The 19,157-nt window shown below is 43.8% G+C and carries 13 protein-coding genes; 6 read left to right on the plus strand and 7 right to left on the minus strand.

Annotated features, from left to right (window positions below):
- Positions 1-47: 47 nt before the first annotated feature.
- The 3 genes from L5M71_RS02400 to prmB all read right to left on the minus strand — a co-directional run bounded on the left by L5M71_RS02400 (position 48) and on the right by prmB (position 3,453).
- Positions 48-1,223 carry an MFS transporter gene (locus tag L5M71_RS02400; protein ID WP_263146205.1) on the minus strand — a complete coding sequence of 392 codons (1,176 nt, stop codon included), beginning with the start codon at positions 1,221-1,223 and terminating at the stop codon, positions 48-50.
- A 66-nt stretch (positions 1,224-1,289) separates the two neighbouring features.
- Positions 1,290-2,384, minus strand: a complete 1,095-nt coding sequence (aroC, locus tag L5M71_RS02405) for a chorismate synthase (protein WP_263196533.1) — start codon at positions 2,382-2,384, stop codon at positions 1,290-1,292.
- Between the two features lie 124 nt (positions 2,385-2,508).
- On the minus strand, positions 2,509-3,453 hold the full coding sequence (gene prmB / locus L5M71_RS02410; RefSeq protein WP_011788895.1) for a 50S ribosomal protein L3 N(5)-glutamine methyltransferase: 945 nt from the start codon (positions 3,451-3,453) through the stop codon (positions 2,509-2,511).
- 80 nt (positions 3,454-3,533) lie between these two features.
- On the opposite strand from prmB, the gene smrB reads away from it, so the two are divergent.
- Positions 3,534-4,064, plus strand: coding sequence for an endonuclease SmrB (gene smrB, locus L5M71_RS02415; RefSeq protein WP_105252090.1), 531 nt, complete (start codon positions 3,534-3,536; stop codon positions 4,062-4,064).
- 100 nt (positions 4,065-4,164) lie between these two features.
- On the opposite strand, the gene sixA is transcribed toward smrB, so the two are convergent.
- Positions 4,165-4,635 carry a phosphohistidine phosphatase SixA gene (sixA, locus tag L5M71_RS02420; protein WP_028761045.1) on the minus strand — a complete coding sequence of 157 codons (471 nt, stop codon included), beginning with the start codon at positions 4,633-4,635 and terminating at the stop codon, positions 4,165-4,167.
- A gap of 168 nt (positions 4,636-4,803) precedes the next feature.
- Here sixA and L5M71_RS02425 point away from each other — a divergent pair, with 168 nt between their 5' ends.
- The 3 genes from L5M71_RS02425 to L5M71_RS02435 all read left to right on the plus strand — a co-directional run bounded on the left by L5M71_RS02425 (position 4,804) and on the right by L5M71_RS02435 (position 12,628).
- Positions 4,804-7,593 carry an insulinase family protein gene (locus L5M71_RS02425; protein WP_263184860.1) on the plus strand — a complete coding sequence of 930 codons (2,790 nt, stop codon included), beginning with the start codon at positions 4,804-4,806 and terminating at the stop codon, positions 7,591-7,593.
- 284 nt (positions 7,594-7,877) lie between these two features.
- The gene (locus tag L5M71_RS02430; RefSeq protein WP_263206245.1) at positions 7,878-12,104 is read left to right on the plus strand and encodes an EAL domain-containing protein; all 4,227 of its coding nucleotides are present in this window, start codon (positions 7,878-7,880) and stop codon (positions 12,102-12,104) included.
- A 116-nt stretch (positions 12,105-12,220) separates the two neighbouring features.
- Entirely contained in the window at positions 12,221-12,628 is a 408-nt protein-coding gene (locus L5M71_RS02435; protein WP_263206247.1) for a hypothetical protein, read from the plus strand.
- Positions 12,629-12,941: 313 nt separating this feature from the next.
- Here the strand turns inward: L5M71_RS02435 and L5M71_RS02440 are convergent, their stop codons facing one another.
- The 3 genes from L5M71_RS02440 to fadI all read right to left on the minus strand — a co-directional run bounded on the left by L5M71_RS02440 (position 12,942) and on the right by fadI (position 16,958).
- Positions 12,942-13,142: a hypothetical protein gene (locus L5M71_RS02440; protein WP_263202309.1), complete on the minus strand. Its 201-nt coding sequence runs from the start codon at positions 13,140-13,142 to the stop codon at positions 12,942-12,944.
- Between the two features lie 379 nt (positions 13,143-13,521).
- Positions 13,522-15,642: a fatty acid oxidation complex subunit alpha FadJ gene (fadJ, locus tag L5M71_RS02445; protein WP_263206250.1), complete on the minus strand. Its 2,121-nt coding sequence runs from the start codon at positions 15,640-15,642 to the stop codon at positions 13,522-13,524.
- 5 nt (positions 15,643-15,647) lie between these two features.
- Positions 15,648-16,958 carry an acetyl-CoA C-acyltransferase FadI gene (gene fadI, locus L5M71_RS02450; protein ID WP_014610833.1) on the minus strand — a complete coding sequence of 437 codons (1,311 nt, stop codon included), beginning with the start codon at positions 16,956-16,958 and terminating at the stop codon, positions 15,648-15,650.
- Positions 16,959-17,220: 262 nt separating this feature from the next.
- On the opposite strand from fadI, the gene L5M71_RS02455 reads away from it, so the two are divergent.
- Together L5M71_RS02455 and L5M71_RS02460 are read left to right on the plus strand one after the other, a co-directional pair.
- Positions 17,221-18,177, plus strand: a complete 957-nt coding sequence (locus tag L5M71_RS02455) for an AAA family ATPase (RefSeq protein WP_028761051.1) — start codon at positions 17,221-17,223, stop codon at positions 18,175-18,177.
- Positions 18,178-18,201: 24 nt separating this feature from the next.
- Positions 18,202-19,155: a DUF58 domain-containing protein gene (locus L5M71_RS02460; protein WP_263206252.1), complete on the plus strand. Its 954-nt coding sequence runs from the start codon at positions 18,202-18,204 to the stop codon at positions 19,153-19,155.
- Positions 19,156-19,157: the final 2 nt, after the last annotated feature.

Genomic DNA, 19,157 nt, shown 5'->3' on the forward strand with positions numbered 1-19,157 from the left:
TTAACACAATCTTTTGATTTTTATATTTTTTATCTTAATGGATATGACTAGGCCGTATGGGCTACAACACTCGGTTTATCCTTAGGGATAAAGAATACCGCCAGCATAGCGGCAAAGGCGCATACTGCGGCAAATACCCAAGACCAAACCGCCCCGCTACCATCGCCCCAAATAAAGCCACAAATCCAAGTACCGAGCGCGCCGCCAACCCCAAAACTTAAGCTGGCATACAGGGCTTGACCTTGGCTTCTGTGACTCGCATCGAAATGTTTATGCACAAATTGAATCGATGCGGCGTGGGTTAAACCAAAGGTAAAGGCATGTAATAATTGGCTAAAACCAAGCCACAACACGCTATCTACCCCAAAAGCAACCAATAACCAACGTAGACAAGTCATGCCGATGCTGACAATCAATAAGGTATTCACGCCATAGCGGCCGAGTAAACGCGGCGCGAACATAAACATCACGATCTCGGCCATTGCGCCAAGGGCGACAAATATGCCCGCCGAGGATTCGGAGTAACCCGCTTGCTTTAAATATAAAACGAAGAAGCCGTAGAAAGGTCCCGCGCTCATTTGCAGCAACATCGCCGAGACTAAGAACCAAATAATCGCCCGATTCCATTGCAATGGCGGCCGCACTTGGCTGGTGTCGCGCACTAAACGATTTGCTGGTAATGGCAACGCACTGGCTAACATGCCAATAAATAATGACAAACCAATATAAGGCAACACCTCAGTGCCCCACTGACCAATGGCAAAGCCCGCACCGACAACAAGACAAATATAACCGACACTACCCCAACTGCGAATTTGACCGTAGCGGCTGGCATTCTCGCCTAAGGTTTCTAAGGTGATCACTTCAAGCTGGGCGAGGATTGCATTCCAAAAGAAGGTATATAAGGCCAAACTCAGCGCCATATACACAAAACCACCATGGTAGAAGAAACTCAAATACGCCAGCGCGGCGGCTCCCGCGCCCATTTTGATCAGCTCGGCGCGCATCCCAGTACGGTCAGCCACTTTAGCCCACACATTCGGCGCAACGATGCGCGTCGCCATCAGGATGGCGAGTAAAAAGCCAATTTCTTGAGGATTAAAACCGCGATTTTCGAAGAAGACCCCAAGATAAGGGACCATAGTGCCGAGAATAGAAAAGAAGAAAAAATAGCAGGCACAAAGCCAGCGCAATTGCCGGCTTGTGCTAGAAGAAGTTGACATTAACGCATTCCATTTATCTCATGCTACTCATTGTATCGTTATCGCATACCAGCTATTTCATGCGACTTATCGCATACCAAGCACTGGCGTATGACTACGCACATCCTGATTTTGCGCTCTGTGTCTTAGCAAGTGATCCATCAACACAATGGCAAGCATAGCTTCGGCAATCGGTACCGCGCGGATCCCAACACAAGGATCGTGACGACCTTTAGTGACCACTTCAGCCATTTCACCTTGTGCCGTCATACTTTGACCTGGCACGCTGATGCTGGAGGTGGGTTTTAACGCAATATGGGCAATAATCGGCTGACCCGACGAAATCCCACCGAGCACACCGCCCGCATGGTTAGATTCAAAGCCTTGCGGCGACATTAAGTCACGCCCTTCGGAGCCCTTTTGCGTCACGACACCAAAACCATCACCAATCTCAACACCTTTGACGGCATTAATACCCATCAGCGCGTGGGCGATATCGGCATCGAGTCTATCAAATACTGGCTCACCTAAACCCACTGGCACACCTGTCGCGATAACGGAGATTTTCGCGCCAATCGAGTCACCGGATTTTTTCAGCTCACGCATGTATTCATCGAGCGCTTCAAGCTTGCTTGCATCGGGGAAGAAAAAGGCATTTTGCTCAATTTGGTCAAAATCAATGGTCTGCGCACAAATAGGTCCCAACTGCGACATATAACCGTAGATCTCGATACCGTGAACTTGCTTTAAATACTTTTTCGCCACAGCACCCGCCGCAACCCGCATCGCGGTTTCACGGGCTGATGAGCGGCCACCACCACGGTAGTCACGCATACCGTACTTTTGCTGGTAGGTATAATCGGCATGTCCTGGACGGAATAAATCTTTGATATTAGAGTAATCTTGACTGCGTTGATCGGTATTTTCAATCAAGAGTCCAATCGAGGTACCCGTGGTTTTACCTTCGAAAACGCCGGATAAAATCCGCACTTCATCGGGCTCACGACGGGCCGTGGTATATCGGGATGTCCCTGGGCGACGGCGGTCAAGATCATGCTGCATATCGGCTTCGGTTAATTCAAGCCCAGGAGGGCAACCATCAATAATGCAACCCAGTGCAACACCGTGACTCTCACCAAACGTCGTCACTACAAAATTTTGACCAATACTGTTTCCAGACATCCGCTTTGTACACCTTAGGTTATTTGTTCATCGCTCCGTGTCCAGCGACCACTGGACAATTTATTTTCCCGCTGCAAGCCTAACTGGCAGCGGGAAAAGTCTCAACCTAATTTGCTATCTTAGGCTATTGTGCGTCGCGATAAATACCAAATACCGACTGATTTTCAACCAGTTGATCGCGGGTCAATACGAATACGCCATCGCCACCATTTTCAAAGTTAATCCAAGTGAATGGCACTTCTGGAAACTGCTCAATCAAATGCACCATAGAATTACCGACTTCGACAACGAGTAAACCCGTTGGTGTTAGGTATTGCGCGGCATTGGCCAGTATACGTTTGGTTAAATCTAACCCGTCGCGACCTGAGGCTAAACCAATGGCAGGCTCATGATGATATTCATCAGGCATGTCGCCAATGTCTTCAGCATCCACATAAGGTGGGTTTGAAACAATCAAATCATACTGAGGCCCTTCTGGAATGGCCGAAAACAGATCCGATTGCATCGGGAATACTCTGTCCATCACACCTAAGGTTTCGATATTGATTTGCGCCACATCTAAGGCATCTTCGCTGATATCCAGCGCATCGACTTCGGCGTCTTCAAATTCATAGGCACAGGCAATCGCGATACAAGCGCTGCCAGTACATAAATCTAAAATACGTGTAACTGGCTTGTTATATAACCAAGGGCTAAAACGATTAGCGATCATTTCGGCAATCGGTGAACGTGGCACTAACACGCGCTCATCGACGTAAAATTCAAGCCCAGCAAAACGCGCTTTGTTGGTCAAGTAAGGCACAGGTAAGCGTTCTCTCACCCGACGAATGATCAACTCGACAATTTTATGCTTTTCACTGCTGGTCAAGTTACTTAAAATCACTTGCTGACCGATTTCTTCGGGTAAGTGTAAGGCATGGAAAACTAAGGCGATGGCTTCATCCCACGCATTATCAGTACCATGACCATAATACACATTGGCATCGTTAAAACGGCTCACGGCCCAACGTAACATATCGCCAATAGTACGTAATTCTGTCACAGCTTCATCTACAAAGATCTTATCCAAAACGTGCTCCCGCTAGTTTGTTCGCAAACATTGTAACTGAACTCTATTCAGAAACCATAGGATTCAATAGAATACCCGCCATGAATAAAGACGACGACAAAGAAGGCTTGGCGATGTTCTCAGCGCTTATTGATGGAATTAAACCCATCACGCAAAATAAGCGACACTTTCGCATGCCCTTAAAAACCAAACAGGAAATAGAACTGAAAGAGCAGCAACTGCATGCTAACAGTTATTTCTCAGATACTTATCAGCCACTACTGCCTGTACAAGGGCCGATGCGTTGGTTAGAAGAAGGTGTTGACAGTTTAGAGCTCAAGCGCCTCAGACGTGGGGATTACCAGCCAGATTTGCTGCTGGATTTGCACGGCTATCGCCAATCGGAAGCCAAACTTGAGTTAGCGGCACTGATCCAAGCCTGCGTTAAACAGCAAAGCCTGTGCTGCTGCATTATGCATGGTTACGGCAGTGGCATATTGAAACAACAAGTTCCCATGTGGTTAGTGCAGCATCCTATGGTGAAGGCTTTCCATCAGGCCCCTAAAGAATGGGGCGGCGATGCGGCGTTATTAGTGCTGATTGATATTGGTGAGCAACCGCATAGACGTTAGCTCGCTATCGGCTTAGGCTTTAACATTTACTATTTAGCTGAAAAAAAACGGCCCATTTAATGTGGGCCGTTTGTTTTGTAAATAGAGATATTAACCTAGATTAGCTAATACTATGGGGGGCGTGCTGCCATACAATCGACGCTTGCTCGGCATGTTTATCAATGAGCGTAATGCCTGACGTCGCGAATAATGGCGGCTCAACGCCAGCCACTAACTCACTGACTAAGTAGCCCAGTAACGGCATGTGAGCAATCACGAGTACTTTATCCGCTTTGTATAACTCAGCATAAGCAACAACCAAGGCGGCTACATTGGCGGGATCGCCAGAAGGCACAAGATCATCGGCGACTAGCCACTTACGCGGCTCAGGAAAATGCTGACTCAGTTCCTGCCACGTTTGCTGTGCTCGTAAGTAAGGACTAACTAAAACAAGATCGAAATCAGCCACACTGCGAGCTAGCCAGTTGCTCATCAACACAGTATGGTGCCTTCCAACATCGGTCAGTGTTCTGTCTCTATCAGACTGAGCATTAAATCCGGCGTCACCATGTCTCATCAAAAATAGCTGCATATTCTCTCGCGACTCAAACTTGTTTTTGTTTTATCCCAATTGTAGCCCTAAAATCCGTTTCAACAAACCTCACAAGACTTAATCTTTAGTCGATAAACACAAGAGATATTTGCTAAAAACCATTAAGACTATCAATATATAACAAGCTATCGTTACCGGAGTGTCTCTTTGCAAGCCTCTCAGTCCATATATAAAAGTCCAAATGATCACCGCCAGTATCGTTATCTTGTATTAGATAATGCGCTCAGGGTGTTATTGGTTGAAGATCAAGATGCTAGCCAAGCTGCCGCATCTATGGCTGTTGGCGTGGGTCATTTTGATGATCCCGCAGATAGACCCGGCATGGCGCACTTTTTAGAGCATATGCTCTTTCTAGGTACTGAGAAATTCCCAGACTCAGGCGAGTATCACGCCTTTATCAACCAACATGGCGGCAGCAATAACGCTTGGACGGGCACAGAGCACACTAACTTCTTTTTCACCATCAATGAAGAAGTGTTTGCCGACTCCTTAGACAGATTCAGCCAATTTTTTATCGCCCCCAAATTTGATTTAGATTTAGTCGATAGAGAACGCCAAGCTATTGAATCTGAATTTAGTTTAAAACTGAAAGATGATATCCGTCGAACCTATCAAGTACTCAAAGAGACAGTCAACCCACTGCATCCATTTTCGAAATTTTCCGTAGGTAACTTAGTCACCTTAGGCGGAGAACAGGCACAAGTACGTAGTGAATTACTCGATTTCTATCAAAGCCATTACAGCGCCAATTTAATGACCTTGTGCTTAGTCGCTCCGCTTTCCCTTGATGAATTACAAGATTTAGCCTGCCACTATTTTAGTGGGATCCGAAACTTGAACTTAGTGAAAAACTATCCTCAAGTACCACTATTTTCAGAAAAAGAACTGTTGAGGCAAATCGATATTGTGCCGCTTAAGGAGCAAAAACGCTTAAGCATCAGTTTTAATTTCCCAGGAATTGATCACTACTACAAACGTAAGCCTTTGACTTATATCAGCCATATTTTAGGCAATGAGAGTCATGGCAGTCTGTTGTCGTATCTAAAAGAACAAGGATTAGTGAACAACTTGTCTGCGGGCGGCGGTGTAAATGGCTATAACTTCAAGGATTACAGTATCGGTTTACAGTTAACCGATAAAGGGCTAGGCAATCTCGATGAAATTATCAGCTGCTGTTTTGAGTATATTGAACTTATCAAAACCCAAGGCTTAGATGAATGGCGTTATTTGGAGCGTGCAAACCTGCTCAAAATGGCGTTTCGTTATCAAGAACAAGTTAAATCACTCGATTTAGCCAGCCATCTCAGCATTAATATGCATCACTATGAGGTCGAAGACTTGGTCTTTGGCGATTATCGGATGGATGGGCTAGATATCCCTGAAACCATTGAGCTACTTGAGCTCATGGTGCCACAGAATATGCGTCTGCAGCTTATCGCCCAATCGGTTAAAACGGATCGTAAAGCTAACTGGTATCACACACCGTACAAAGTCCGCCCAATTGCGCCACAGTCCCTCGCTCGTTGGCAAGTGAACAATATTCGCCCTGAATTACAGCTACCGGCTGCAAATCCTTTTATTGTCGCCGACTCGATTGCCCGTCCGGATAAGAGCGATGTTGACGTGCCAGTGATAGTTGCAGAATCAACTGGATACCGCATTTGGCATAAGAAAGATGATGAGTTTAATGTGCCAAAGGGTCACATGTATTTATCGCTGGATTCAGAGCAGGCAAGTAAAACACCAAGGCATGCCGCCCTCACCCGCTTATATGTTGAAATGCTACTCGATTATCTCACCGAGCCAACCTATCAGGCTGAAGTTGCAGGCTTAAGCTATAACATTTATCCGCATCAAGGCGGAATTACACTGCATTTATCGGGCTTTACCGGCAATCAAGAAACGTTATTAGCGCTATTAATCCATAAAGCCAGAGAGCGCAATTTTACCGAAGAGCGCTTTGCCCTCATAAAATCTCAGCTACTGCGCAGTTGGCAGAATCAAACACAGGCTAAACCGATTTCACAATTATTTACTAGCCTGACTGTTACGCTGCAAAAAAGCAGTTATGAACCAGCACGCATGGCTCAAATGTTGGAAGATATTAGCCTAGAAGATTTACATAACCATGTACGCGCCTTCTACGAAAAGATCTATCTTGAAGGGTTAGTCTACGGGGATTGGCTAGTCTCTGAAGCACAAGCTCTCGGCAAACGTTTAGAGCACATTTTATCCTTAGTTTCGACGCCGAGCGCCGAGTCCACCAGAGAATTAGTGAATTTAACAGGCCAAGGCACGTTACTGAGAGAACTCGCGATAGATCATCAAGATAGCGCAATTATTGTGTATTACCAATCTGCCGTGGCAACACCCGAAAAAATGGCGCTATTTAGCTTACTGAATCACACTATGTCGTCCACCTTTTTCCATGAGCTGCGTACTGAAAAACAGTTGGGCTATATGGTAGGCACAGGTTACCTGCCGCTCAATCGTCATCCTGGACTTATTTTCTATATTCAGTCACCCACAACTGGACCACTGCATTTATTAGAGGCCATCGATGAGTTTATTGCCGACTTTAATTATGCAGTGATGCAAATCACCAACGAAGAATGGGAAAGCACAAAGGTAGGTCTGATTAATCAAATCATGGAGCACGACGCGAACCTCAAAACTCGCAGTCAACGTTATTGGGTCAGTGTCGGCAATAGAGATTATCAATTTAACCAAAGAGAACTCGTCGTAGACGAAATCACTAAGCTCACCCGCACTGATTTACTCAAATTCATGATGCGTAAAATGCGTACTAAGCACAGCGATCGCTTAGTGTTATTTAGCACAGGTGAACAACACAGAACCCAAGCCGCGCTGATGTCAGACAAAATGATCACGGATCTTAAAGTTTTTAAGCAAACGGCAGAAAAGTTTAATTTCTAAACAAAAAACACTTTTGCTCACACATTTGTGAGCAAAGTTAGGTAAACAAACAGAACCGCTACAAATCAGTCCAACTATAGTCGTATCTTTCAGTGTTGGACGTAATCCTGATGTAAAACATGGCTAGCCCATGTTCTACCACTTCAGCACCGAACAATTTTACTGCATCTACATGCTGTTAAAAGGATTTTCTGCGGACTCTACTTTGACAAACCGCTCACTTTCTGGAAAAGTGATGTAACACAATTGTTTCATGGCATCCTCGGATAATAAGAACAAACACTATGCCTAAAGCACTCTTGAGAATTTTCTTTCTTCTAGCTATTTTCCTATCGACCGCAGAAGCGCAACAATTACCAATCGCTTTAAAAACTGAGTCTTATGGCGTCCCAGAAGGCCTATCCCAGAGTACAGTTACATCGGTCATTGAAGATAATGATGGTTACATCTGGATTGGTACTTTGAACGGATTAAATCGATTCGACGGTGAAGAATTTAAGCATTTTTTTGCACATGATCACTCTGGTCTATCTAGTTCATTTATTCAAAGCCTATTATTTGACAATAAAACAATGTTAGTTGGAACTGACAATGGTTTAAATGTTTACGACTCAGCACTTGAATCCTTCAAAAAACAGGAACAAATAAATGAAGCCATATGGTCTATAAATGACAATGGTGAAATTTATACTATAGGTACTAAAAACAAGATCATTGATATTAGAAAAGATAATTTAGAAATAATAAAAACATATCAAGATGAAAGCTTTAGCTTCATAAAGAAAGCAATTAAGACTAATAACGGCTACATTGTAAGAAATCATGATGGTAAAACTATTCATTATCACGAAGATTCAACAACTACTATTTTATCCCTACAATCTGTAGACATAGTAAAAGGCAAAAGTGGAGTTTATATTTTAACATCAGATGGTATTTATAAAAAAATATCAGAAGACATACCGAACGCTCTTGCTGGTGAGTATACAGGTTTAGCCGTGATTGATGGTCAAGTAATACAAACAAACCTTGAATCATCAGAGGTAACATCAAAAGGTTATGTATTAGAAAAGAAAGAAATCACCAATCAAGTTCAAGCCTATAGGACGAATAACTATACAATAATTCCTTCATTAAATATGGGGTTTATTCTAATAAGAGATAGTAGCAACATTGTAAAATCATTAATAAACCCCGCAGGAAACATTTGGTCGATAAATATTTTAGATGAAACAAAAATAGTAACATCCGACGACAACAATGAAATTGAAATATACGATTCAAACTTTAATCTTATTCGAAAAGTTGACACTGGAATGACTGGCCCTAAATATGTTTCAAAACATAAAGAGTCCTTGGTTGTCGGAGGGAAAAATGGTTTATACATATTGGGAAATACTAATAGCGAAAAACTGCTGAATGATAATATCGTTGCGTTATATAAGAATCCATCTGATGAAAAAATAGTCGTTGGAAACGATAACTCAACTATATATAAAATAGACCTAAATACAAATGAAAAAATTCAAACCACTCAACTTAAAAATGAGAACCCATTATTTCAAATATTATATACGGTAGACAATAGTATACTTCTTGCTACCCAAGGTGGATTAATAAAAATAAAACCTAGCGGCGAAGAAATAACACTATTCAACAAAGACTTCGTTTACTGTGTTGCGGAAACACCTGAATCTTATATATTTGGAACAAGAACATCCATATACTCTATTAATAAAATAGATTACAAAACCAATGAAATCTACAACACAAATAAACCTTTTTACTCCATCGCGACAGATTCCGAAGGTGAATTCGTTGCATCCTCAATCAACGAACTGATATTAAGTGATAATGGTGCAATATACCGAATCCCCACAAACTATGGTAGCCAAGAGGAATATAACACCCAAAGCGGAATATATTGGCAACAAAATTTTTTATTTGGTGGAATATCGGGGATAAGTCTAATTAGCAAAGGTGAAATTAAATCCCAAATAACAAAACACAAAATAAAAACTAACATAAATGAACTCCTCGTTTTCAATAAAGAAGTTAAAATAAAAAGTGATTTTTTAGAAAAAAGCATTTCTAAATCAGATGTTGTAAAATTGAAATACTCTGACTATCCATTTACCCTAAGATTTAACTCCCCTCATTCAAGCCAAAAAAATATTGAATACTTTTATAACCTTAATGGATTATCAGACTCATGGATTACAGCCAAAGGAACAAACTCGGCAACTTATACAAACCTTTCTCCAGGTAATTATATGTTCAATGTTTATGCCGAAAATCCAATAACAAGAGATAAAGGTCCTATAAAATCTCTCAGTATCTATATATCCCCTCCGTGGTGGCTATCCTATTGGGCAAAATCAATTTACTTCATAACTACATTGCTAATAACTTTTTTTATTATTAAAGCAGTGTTACGGAAAAGAGAAGTGCAACGCCAAATAGCGCTCAGCGAAGAAAGATTAAAACTTTCCCTTTGGGGAAGTGGTGATGAAATGTGGGACTGGGACATAGAAACTGGCAATATTTTTCGCTCAAATATTTGGGGAGCACTTGAATTTCCCCGTGATGGACATCGTTCAGGTAAATCGGATGAAGAAAGTAATATACATCCTATGGATCAAGAACGTGTCCGTGAAGCGCTCAATAAGCATTTTTATGGTGAAACAGATCATTTTGAAGCCGCATATAGGGTAAAAGGCAAAGACGACAATTGGGTATGGATTTTAGACCGCGCCAAGATTGTAGAGCGGGATGACAAAGATAATGCCCTGCGAATGACTGGAACGATTAAAAATATTAGTCAATTTAAACAAAAAGAAGAGCAGCTAAAACTCTTTGAAAAAGCGATTGAAAATATTTCGGAAGGCATGTTTATCCTCGACAACGAATACCGTTTTGTCGAAGTCAACGAAGCTTGTTGTAAAATTTCATTACGTAACAGAACTGATTTTATTGGCAACTTACTCACATTTGATTTATATCCAGAAATCTTCTCCACCCAAATCAGAACCATGTTGAAACAGCAAGGTCGCTGGGCAAATGAAGTCGAAGCTGCCAGAGGAGATAACAGTCACTTCCATATGGAGCTCACTATCGATGCTATCTATGATGAGCTAGGCGAATTGTCACATTATGTTGGTGTTTTTTCTGATATATCAAGACGTAAGCAGCAAGAAGAAGAGCTTAGAAAATTAACCAATAACGATCTCTTAACTGGACTGCCAAATCGCTCCAACTTACAAGTGACCTTAAGTAACCTAGTTAATCGAGAAATAGCTCATGCGCTTATGGTACTTGATCTTGATAATTTTAAACGTATTAATGACTCCTTAGGCCATCAAATTGGGGATGCATTATTAAAGCTCGTTGCTACCCGAATTAAGTCCTTACTTCCTAAAAATACTAACATTTATCGTCTAGGTGGGGATGAATTCGCCATTGTATTAGATAAAGACTCAGATATAAGCGCCAGTGCTGCGATTGCTAACCGTATTATTGAGGGATTAAAACCTGCATTTGACGTTAGCAATGAACAGCTAGTCCTAGGATTAAGTATTGGCATAGTGCTATTCCCAGAAGATGAGCAAAGTGAGCAAGCATTACTGAGGAAGGCTGACATTGCTATGTACCATGCTAAGTCTGCGGGAGGTAATTGCTACCAGTTTTATTCTGAGTCCTTGAACCAACATGCAATTAGGCAATTAGAAATAGAAAATCTTATCCGTGAAGGCTTAAAAGATGATCTATTTGAAGTTTATTATCAACCTAAGGTTGATCTTAAAAGCAGTAAAATTGCAGGTATGGAGGCTTTAGTCAGATTAAATCATCCAATACATGGTTTAATTCCCCCCAATGACTTTATTCCACTTGCTGAAGAAAACGGTTTGATTGTTGAAATTGGTGAAATTGTCTTACGCAAGGCCTGTTTCGCAGCGCAAAAATGGCGTGAACAAGGCATATTCAGCGGCAGAGTCGCCGTCAATTTATCGTCACGTCAATTTGCTCTGCCCGATATTCAACAACGAATAGAGTCAATTTTAAGACTCACCAAACTCCCCGCATGTCATCTTGAATTAGAAATAACGGAGGGCACCGTCATTAAACAGCCTGAAACAGCAATTATTGTCATGCAGCAATTGGCTAAAATGGGCGTCAGTTTAGCACTCGATGATTTCGGCACAGGGTACTCGTCCCTTTCATACTTAAAACGCTTTCCTATTCATACTTTAAAAATTGACAAAGCCTTTGTTGACGATATAGATAAATCTGATCGCGATCTCAAAATGGTCGATTCTATTATCACCATCGCCCATAACATGGGGCTTTCTGTTGTGGGTGAAGGCGTAGAACAAGCAGCACAGTTGAACATTTTACGGGCACTCAACTGTGAAGAAATTCAAGGCTACATCTTCAGTAAAGCGATAAAGGAATCTGATTTTACCTTATTATTGCAAGAAGATATGACCAAGCAGAAGGAAAGAAAAACATAAAGACATCATTTCAACAACTGTCACAGGTGTAATTTTAAACATTGGCACAACAACTGCAATAATTTGTTCAGTGTCAAAAAATTATTATATTAACTTACCCTGAGAGAGAATTTAGAATGATTAAAGGAATATTCACTGTTATTGCATTAACATCGTCATTTGTTGCTGTAAGCACTTTTACGACACCAAACAACATCGATACATTTTCAGCAGCACCTAATGTCCGCTTTAAATCTGTTGAACTAGCAGCAGCACCTAATGTCCGCTTTAAATCTGTTGAACTAGCAGCAGCGCCTAATGTCCGCTTTAAACCTGTTGAACTGGCTGCAGCGCCTAATGTCCGCTTTAAACCTCTTGAACTGGCTGCAGCGCCTAATGTCCGCTTTAAACCTCTTGAGCTAGCTGCAGCGCCTAACGTCCGCTTTAAATCTTTGGATGTAGCTGCAGCACCAAATGTCCGCTTTAAATCTTTAGAAGTGGCTGCAGCACCAAATGTTCGTTTTACCGAAACAACTTTTGCTTAATAAAAATTTTTATTAAGGAGCTAAAATGCTAAATTCAATCAAAAAAGCACTCGGTTTATCCAAGCCAGCGCGTAAAAAAGTTAAGTTGCCTGAAGGCTTGAATCACCTTGAAGTGATTTCTGCAAAAGGTTGGTGGAACTAATTTAAGTTCTGTAGCCATGAGTCTAACTCATGTACAGTGATAGTTAATTAAGTTAGCGCAGCTTAGAAACAATAAAGGGAGCATTGGCTCCCTTTAGTTTTAAGTGAATATAAAAGTACTAAATAGTCATGTAGTCATGTAGTCATGGAAATTACCTAACAAATTAATAAATTAGCTATTTAATATCCCTTCCTCACTACAACGGATTTTCCTCAAGGCTAAATGACTATGTGTCGTAAAGAGTGGATAAGCCAGAGGCCCGAGCACAAAACCCAGCAGCACCCAATGCTTAACAGTAAAACCTGCGGTAAATGCAGCTAAGCCGAAGTACCAAGCCGAGATTAATGCGATAAACATAACCAGCAAAACCACAAACCACCTCTTTAAAAACAACTAAATAAATCATAAATGTAGAGAAATTAATTCCTCATTAAAATGCGGATGCTACTAGCGTAGTCTTGGTGATTGATGCGCATGTTAAATACGTCGTTTTAACGGCAGGATAAAAAGTTCTCCGCACTATGCATAAACGAGCAATACTCATTCCTCGCTGCGCTCTCAGTACAGAACACGTAACACCGAACTCTCGATAAAGGGCTCGGATTATACAAGATCCACATCCCCAACATGAACATTTTTTAGGCAAAAACATGCCTTATGGCAATAAAAAAAGCGGCAATGATCTGCCGCTTTTTTGTTCAATCTTGATTAACTAAGACCTAGATTAACTATGACTTAAATTCACTGAAACTTAGAAAAAGTGCGCGTTTTCTTGAGCCATGGTTTTTAAGCGCTCACAAGGTTCGAATCTGTTACCGAATTGACTTTGATAACCTTCAAGGATCTTCACTAAGTTCGCAGCGCCTAAAGTGTCAATATAATGGAATGGGCCACCGAGGAATGGCGGAAAGCCAATACCGAAAATGGCGCCAATATCGCCATCTCTTGGCGATGCAATAATACCATCATCTAAACAACGCACCGCTTCATTGAGCATTTGTACGACACAACGCTCGGCAACCGCTTTTGCGTCTTTATTGGTGCCAGGCTTAATGCCTAACACGCCATAAACACTCTCATCGACAGCTTTAGCTTTCTTGCTCGATGCGCCGTATTGATAGAAACCTTTGCCATTTTTACGGCCTTTACGATCGTCACCTAAAAGCTTGTCAAATGCCGCTGGCGCTTTAAAACGTTCACCCAATTCTTTCTCGAGGATCGGTGAAATTTTTGCGCCCACGTCGATACCCACTTCGTCGAGCAAAGTAATCGGTCCCACAGGGAAGCCAAATTTCACTAAAGCTTTATCCAAATGCTCAACACTTTGGCCTTCAAGTAGTAATTGCGCGGCCTCATTCATATACAGAGCCAGAATACGGTTCACGTAGAAACCCGCACCATCCTGCACCACTATCGGTGTTTTACCTTGCTTACGGGCAAATGCGACCGTGGTCGCAATGGTTTCTGGTGACGTTTTAGCATGGGCAATCACTTCCACCAGCGGCATTTTTTCCACTGGCGAGAAATAATGCAGACCAATCACATTTTCAGGACGCGTCGCCGCCTCAGCGATTTGGCTAATTGGCAAAGATGAGGTGTTTGACGCAAAAATCGTGTGCTCACCACACTCACGCTCAATGTCTTTCACCATTTGATGCTTAAGCGCTAAGTCTTCAAATACCGCTTCCACAACGATGTCGGCATCTTTAACGCCTTTATACTCAGTGGTTGTCGTCATCAGCGCCATTAAGTTATCACGGGCAGCAGGCGTCATATGGCGGCGCTTTACCCCTTTATCCAACAACTTATAAGCGTAGGCTAATGCATTGCTTAAACCTTTTTCGCTGATGTCTTTGACGCGAACGGGGATTTTAGCCTTAGTGGTAGTCACAGAGGCAATGCCTCCGCCCATTAAACCGCCACCTAAGATCATCGCTTTCTTCACTTTACGCGGCGTAGCACCCTCAGCGCCGGTTTCTTTCTTCATTTCTGTGGTGGCGAAGAAAATACTGCGCAGCGCTTCAGATTCTTTTGATACCACTAATTCGGCAAAGTGACTCGCTTCGACTTCTAGCCCTTTTTGCATCCCCTTCGCAATCCCTTGACGCACGCAGTCAATAATTTTGGCTGGTGCTGGATAATTACCTTGGGTTTTCTTTTCGACTTGTTTAGTCGCTTGATCAAAAATAATGTTACGGCCAAAGCTCGTGCCTTCAAGTACTTGATTAACGAGTGACTTTTTAACAGGTTTCGGTGCACGTTTACCAGCAAGCGCCATCTCAACTGCGGTTTGCAGCAAAATGGTCTGCGGTACAACATCATTCACTAAGCCCATTTTCAAGGCTTGTTTAGGACGGATTTGTTTACCGGTCAACATCATGTCTAAGGCGGTGGTAATGCCGACTAAACGAGGCAAACGTTGAGTCCCACCGCCGCCAGGTAATAAGCCAAGTTGAACTTCCGGTACGCCGAGCATGGTTTTACCATCGTTGCTACATACCCTTTGATGGCAGGCTAAGGCTAACTCTAAACCACCACCTAAACAGGCACCGTGGATTGCCGCCACTACAGGAATTTTTAAGGCTTCTAACTCATTAAAAACCACATGCCCTTGCTGAGATAAGGCTTTGGCATCGGCCGCCGTTTTACAGGCATCGAGCATGGAAATATCAGCGCCCGCAACGAAAGAATCTTTTTTGCCAGAGATCAGCACGAGTCCACGAATATGAGGATCGCTTTTAATTTCAGCCAGGATCTCACTGATTTCAGGGCCAAACTGTGCTTTTAGGGTGTTCATGGTTTCGCCAGGAACATCCATAGTCAAAATGGCAATACCGTCGTCGCGGCGGGTTAAATTAAAGGTCTTTTCCATGCAAATTACTCCACTTCCACTATCATAGCCACGCCCAAACCACCGGCCGCACAGGCCGTCGTTAAGCCAGTTCCACCACCACGGCGCTTAAGCTCACGACACACTTGGGTGATTAAACGGGTTCCCGTTGCCGCAAAAGGATGACCATAAGCGAGCGAGCCACCGAGCACGTTAAACTTGCTCATGTCGATTTCGCCAATCGCGCGGTTGCGGCCGAGTTTTTCTTCGGCAAATTTTTTCGAAGCAAACATCTGCATATTCGCTAATGTCTGTGCCGCAAAGGCTTCGTGCATTTCAATCAGGGTAAGATCTTCTAATTCCATTCCGGCACGTTTTAACGCCAGTGGCGTCGCGTAGGATGGCCCCATCAGCATATCTTGCCACACATCAATGGCGCTAAAGGCGTAACTCTTAATGTAACCAATAGGTTGATAACCTAAGGCTTTGGCTCGACCTTCACTCATCAGGATAATCGCTGAGGCACCGTCAGTCAGTGGCGTACTATTGGCCGCCGTCACAGTACCATGTTGTTTGTCGAATGCAGGACGCAACTTAGCATATGACTCCAATACTGAGTTTTCGCGGATATTGTTATCACGATCGATAAACTGCTTATACGGCGGTATATGCGCGACCATAACTTCGTCACGCAAATGGCCGGAAGCCCAAGTTTCACTCGCTAAGGTATGTGAGCGATGTGCTAAGGCATCTTGATCGGCACGGCTAATATTGTAGGTTTTTGCCATCTGCTCGGCGGTTTGTCCCATAGACAAGCCCGTTGAGTACTCTGCCACCGCAGGCGGCACAGGTAATAAATCCTTTAAACCTAAACGGCGGAAAATTTGTAACTTTTGCCCAAAGCTACGGGCTTTATTCAGATCGACTAACGCATGGGCTAATTTTTTCGATACACCGATAGGCAATACAGAGGAAGAGTCGGCGCCGCCCGCAATACCGATTTCGATATTACCCGTCATGATAGATTCAGCCACGTTTACGGCAGATTGAAAGCTAGTTGCACAGGCGCGAGTGACACTATAGGCATCGGTCGACACATTCATGCCAGTACCGAGTACGATTTCACGGGCAATGTTAGGTGCAGCGGGCATTTGCACCACTTGTCCATATACTAATTGCTCAATCAGCTTAGGATCGAGTTCTGAGCGCGCCAATAATTCATTGACCACCATTTTGCCCATATCGAGCGCCGATACGCCGTGGAATGCCGTGGCTTGCTTTGCAAAGGGCGTTCTTAAACCCGCTACAATGGCGATACGTTCACCCTTGGCGTTCGTAACCTGTTGTCTATCACTCATTTGTCACCCTCTTTATGTGCGCAATCGCTGAGAGATTTCAGGCGGCGCTATCGATTTCCGTGTTTGACCCATTGTTTTACGGCGAAAAACGCCCAATAACAGGTCTGACCATTAAAGTGTGATCTGATTCTAACTTCTTGTCAGCAAGTTTTAAACACCTGTTTGTTTTTTTAACACTAGCCAAACCCTAAGGGAATTCTTTACCATAGCTGTTGTCTATAGCCCACACACGTATTTTCAACATAATAAAACGAGTAGCATCATGCCTTTGAGTCGCTTCCACGCATTACGCACTTACCTAAATAAGGTTGTTTTAGGGCAGCCAGTATTGACCGAAAATCTGCTCATTGCCTTAATTGCCAATGGCCACTTATTAGTTGAAGGACCACCGGGGCTGGCAAAGACCCGTGCAGTGAAAGCCTTATGTGACGGGGTTGAGGGCGATTTTCACCGCATTCAATTTACCCCAGATCTGCTACCCGCCGACTTAACTGGCACAGATATCTATCGCTCGCAAACCGGCACCTTCGAATTTGAAGCCGGACCGATTTTCCACAATTTAATCTTGGCGGACGAAATTAACCGCGCCCCAGCCAAAGTTCAGTCAGCCTTATTAGAAGCCATGGCCGAAGGTCAAGTCACAGTTGGTAAGCACAGCTATAAGCTACCGCCGCTGTTTTTAGTGATGGCCACCCAAAATCCATTAGAGAACGAAGGCACTTACCCGCTGCCCGAAGCACAGCTTGACCGTTTTCTGATGCACTTAAACCTTGATTACCCGAGCGGCGAGACTGAAATCGAAATTCTGCGTCAATCCCGCAAAGAAGCGCTGACCCACGAATTACCAACCACTGAGCCGATTGCACAAGCAGATGTGTTTGCCGCCCGTGACGAAGCCATGGAAATCTATCTCGCAGAGCCACTCGAAAAGTACATAGTCGAAATAGTGATGGCGACCCGTGAGCCTTTACGTTACAGCGAAGACTTAGCTAAGTGGCTTGAGTACGGCGTCAGCCCGCGTGCAACCATTTCATTAGAACGCTGCGCCCGCGCCCGTGCTTGGCTGCACGAGCGAGACTTTGTTTCACCGGAAGACATTCAAGCTGTTGCGCCAAATGTATTACGCCATAGACTCCTACTTAGCTACCAAGCACAGGCCGAAGGTGTCAGCCGCGATCACGTGATCAACCACATCTTAAGTCAAGTTGCAGTACCTTAACGGTGAAGATAAAGGTGAAATAAGATGAGTGACACAGCGCGACTCTCAGCCTCAGTCGATGGCTTGCCGCTTTTTGCCGATGGCTTGCATTTAACCGAGCAAGAGCTGCTGGCGTGCCAAAATATCGCCCGTGCTATGCCTGAGCGTTATAGCCGTGCCCGCGCTAATTTAGCGGGCCATCGCAGCAGCTTAATCAAAGGCCGCGGTATGGAGTTTGCCGAGGTGCGCCACTACCAACAGGGCGACGATGTGCGCACCATTGATTGGCGCGTTACCGCTCGTACAGGCACAACTCACACTAAGTTATTTGTCGAAGAACGTGAGCGCCCTATTTTATTGTTAATCGACTTGAGCCAAAGCCTCTATTTTGGTTCGAGTTTATTGCTGCAATCGGTGCAAGCAGGACACCTTGCGACCACCTTAGGTTGGAATGCGATTAACCATGGCGATCGGCTCGGCGCCTTGATCGCATGCGAGTCTGAGCATTTAGAGCTCAAACCCCGCTGCCGTCGTCAGGGCATATTGCAATTGATCTCAGGCCTGCGCCGTGTACACGAAAATCAGCTCAATCATGTTGGCACTGGCCAGCGCGATCCTGACCAAATCCTGCGTGCCTGTCAGCGATTACAACGTATCGCCAAACCCGGCTCCTTAGTTTGGATAGTGACAGATGGCAGCCATTTTAGTCCCCAATGTATCGCGCCTCTCACCGAGCTTAAGCGTCATTGCGATGTGGGTGCCTATCTTATTACCGATCCTCTGCGTCAAGGTACACTGCCGTTACCACACAACTTTAATTTGCCGGTACGGGATGGGAATGAGAACTTAGTGCTTACCCGCCACAGTTATCAGGCTTGGCTCGACATTCAGTTGCGTCAACAAAACAACTTTATCGCCATGATGCAGCAACTGCGCGTACGTACCCAGCTCATAGATGCGGGTGCTCCCCTAGCCCATCAATTGGAATTATTGCGTTAACT

Source organism: Shewanella sp. SW1, assembly GCF_025653545.1.
Classification (GTDB): Bacteria; Pseudomonadota; Gammaproteobacteria; order Enterobacterales; family Shewanellaceae; genus Shewanella; species Shewanella oncorhynchi.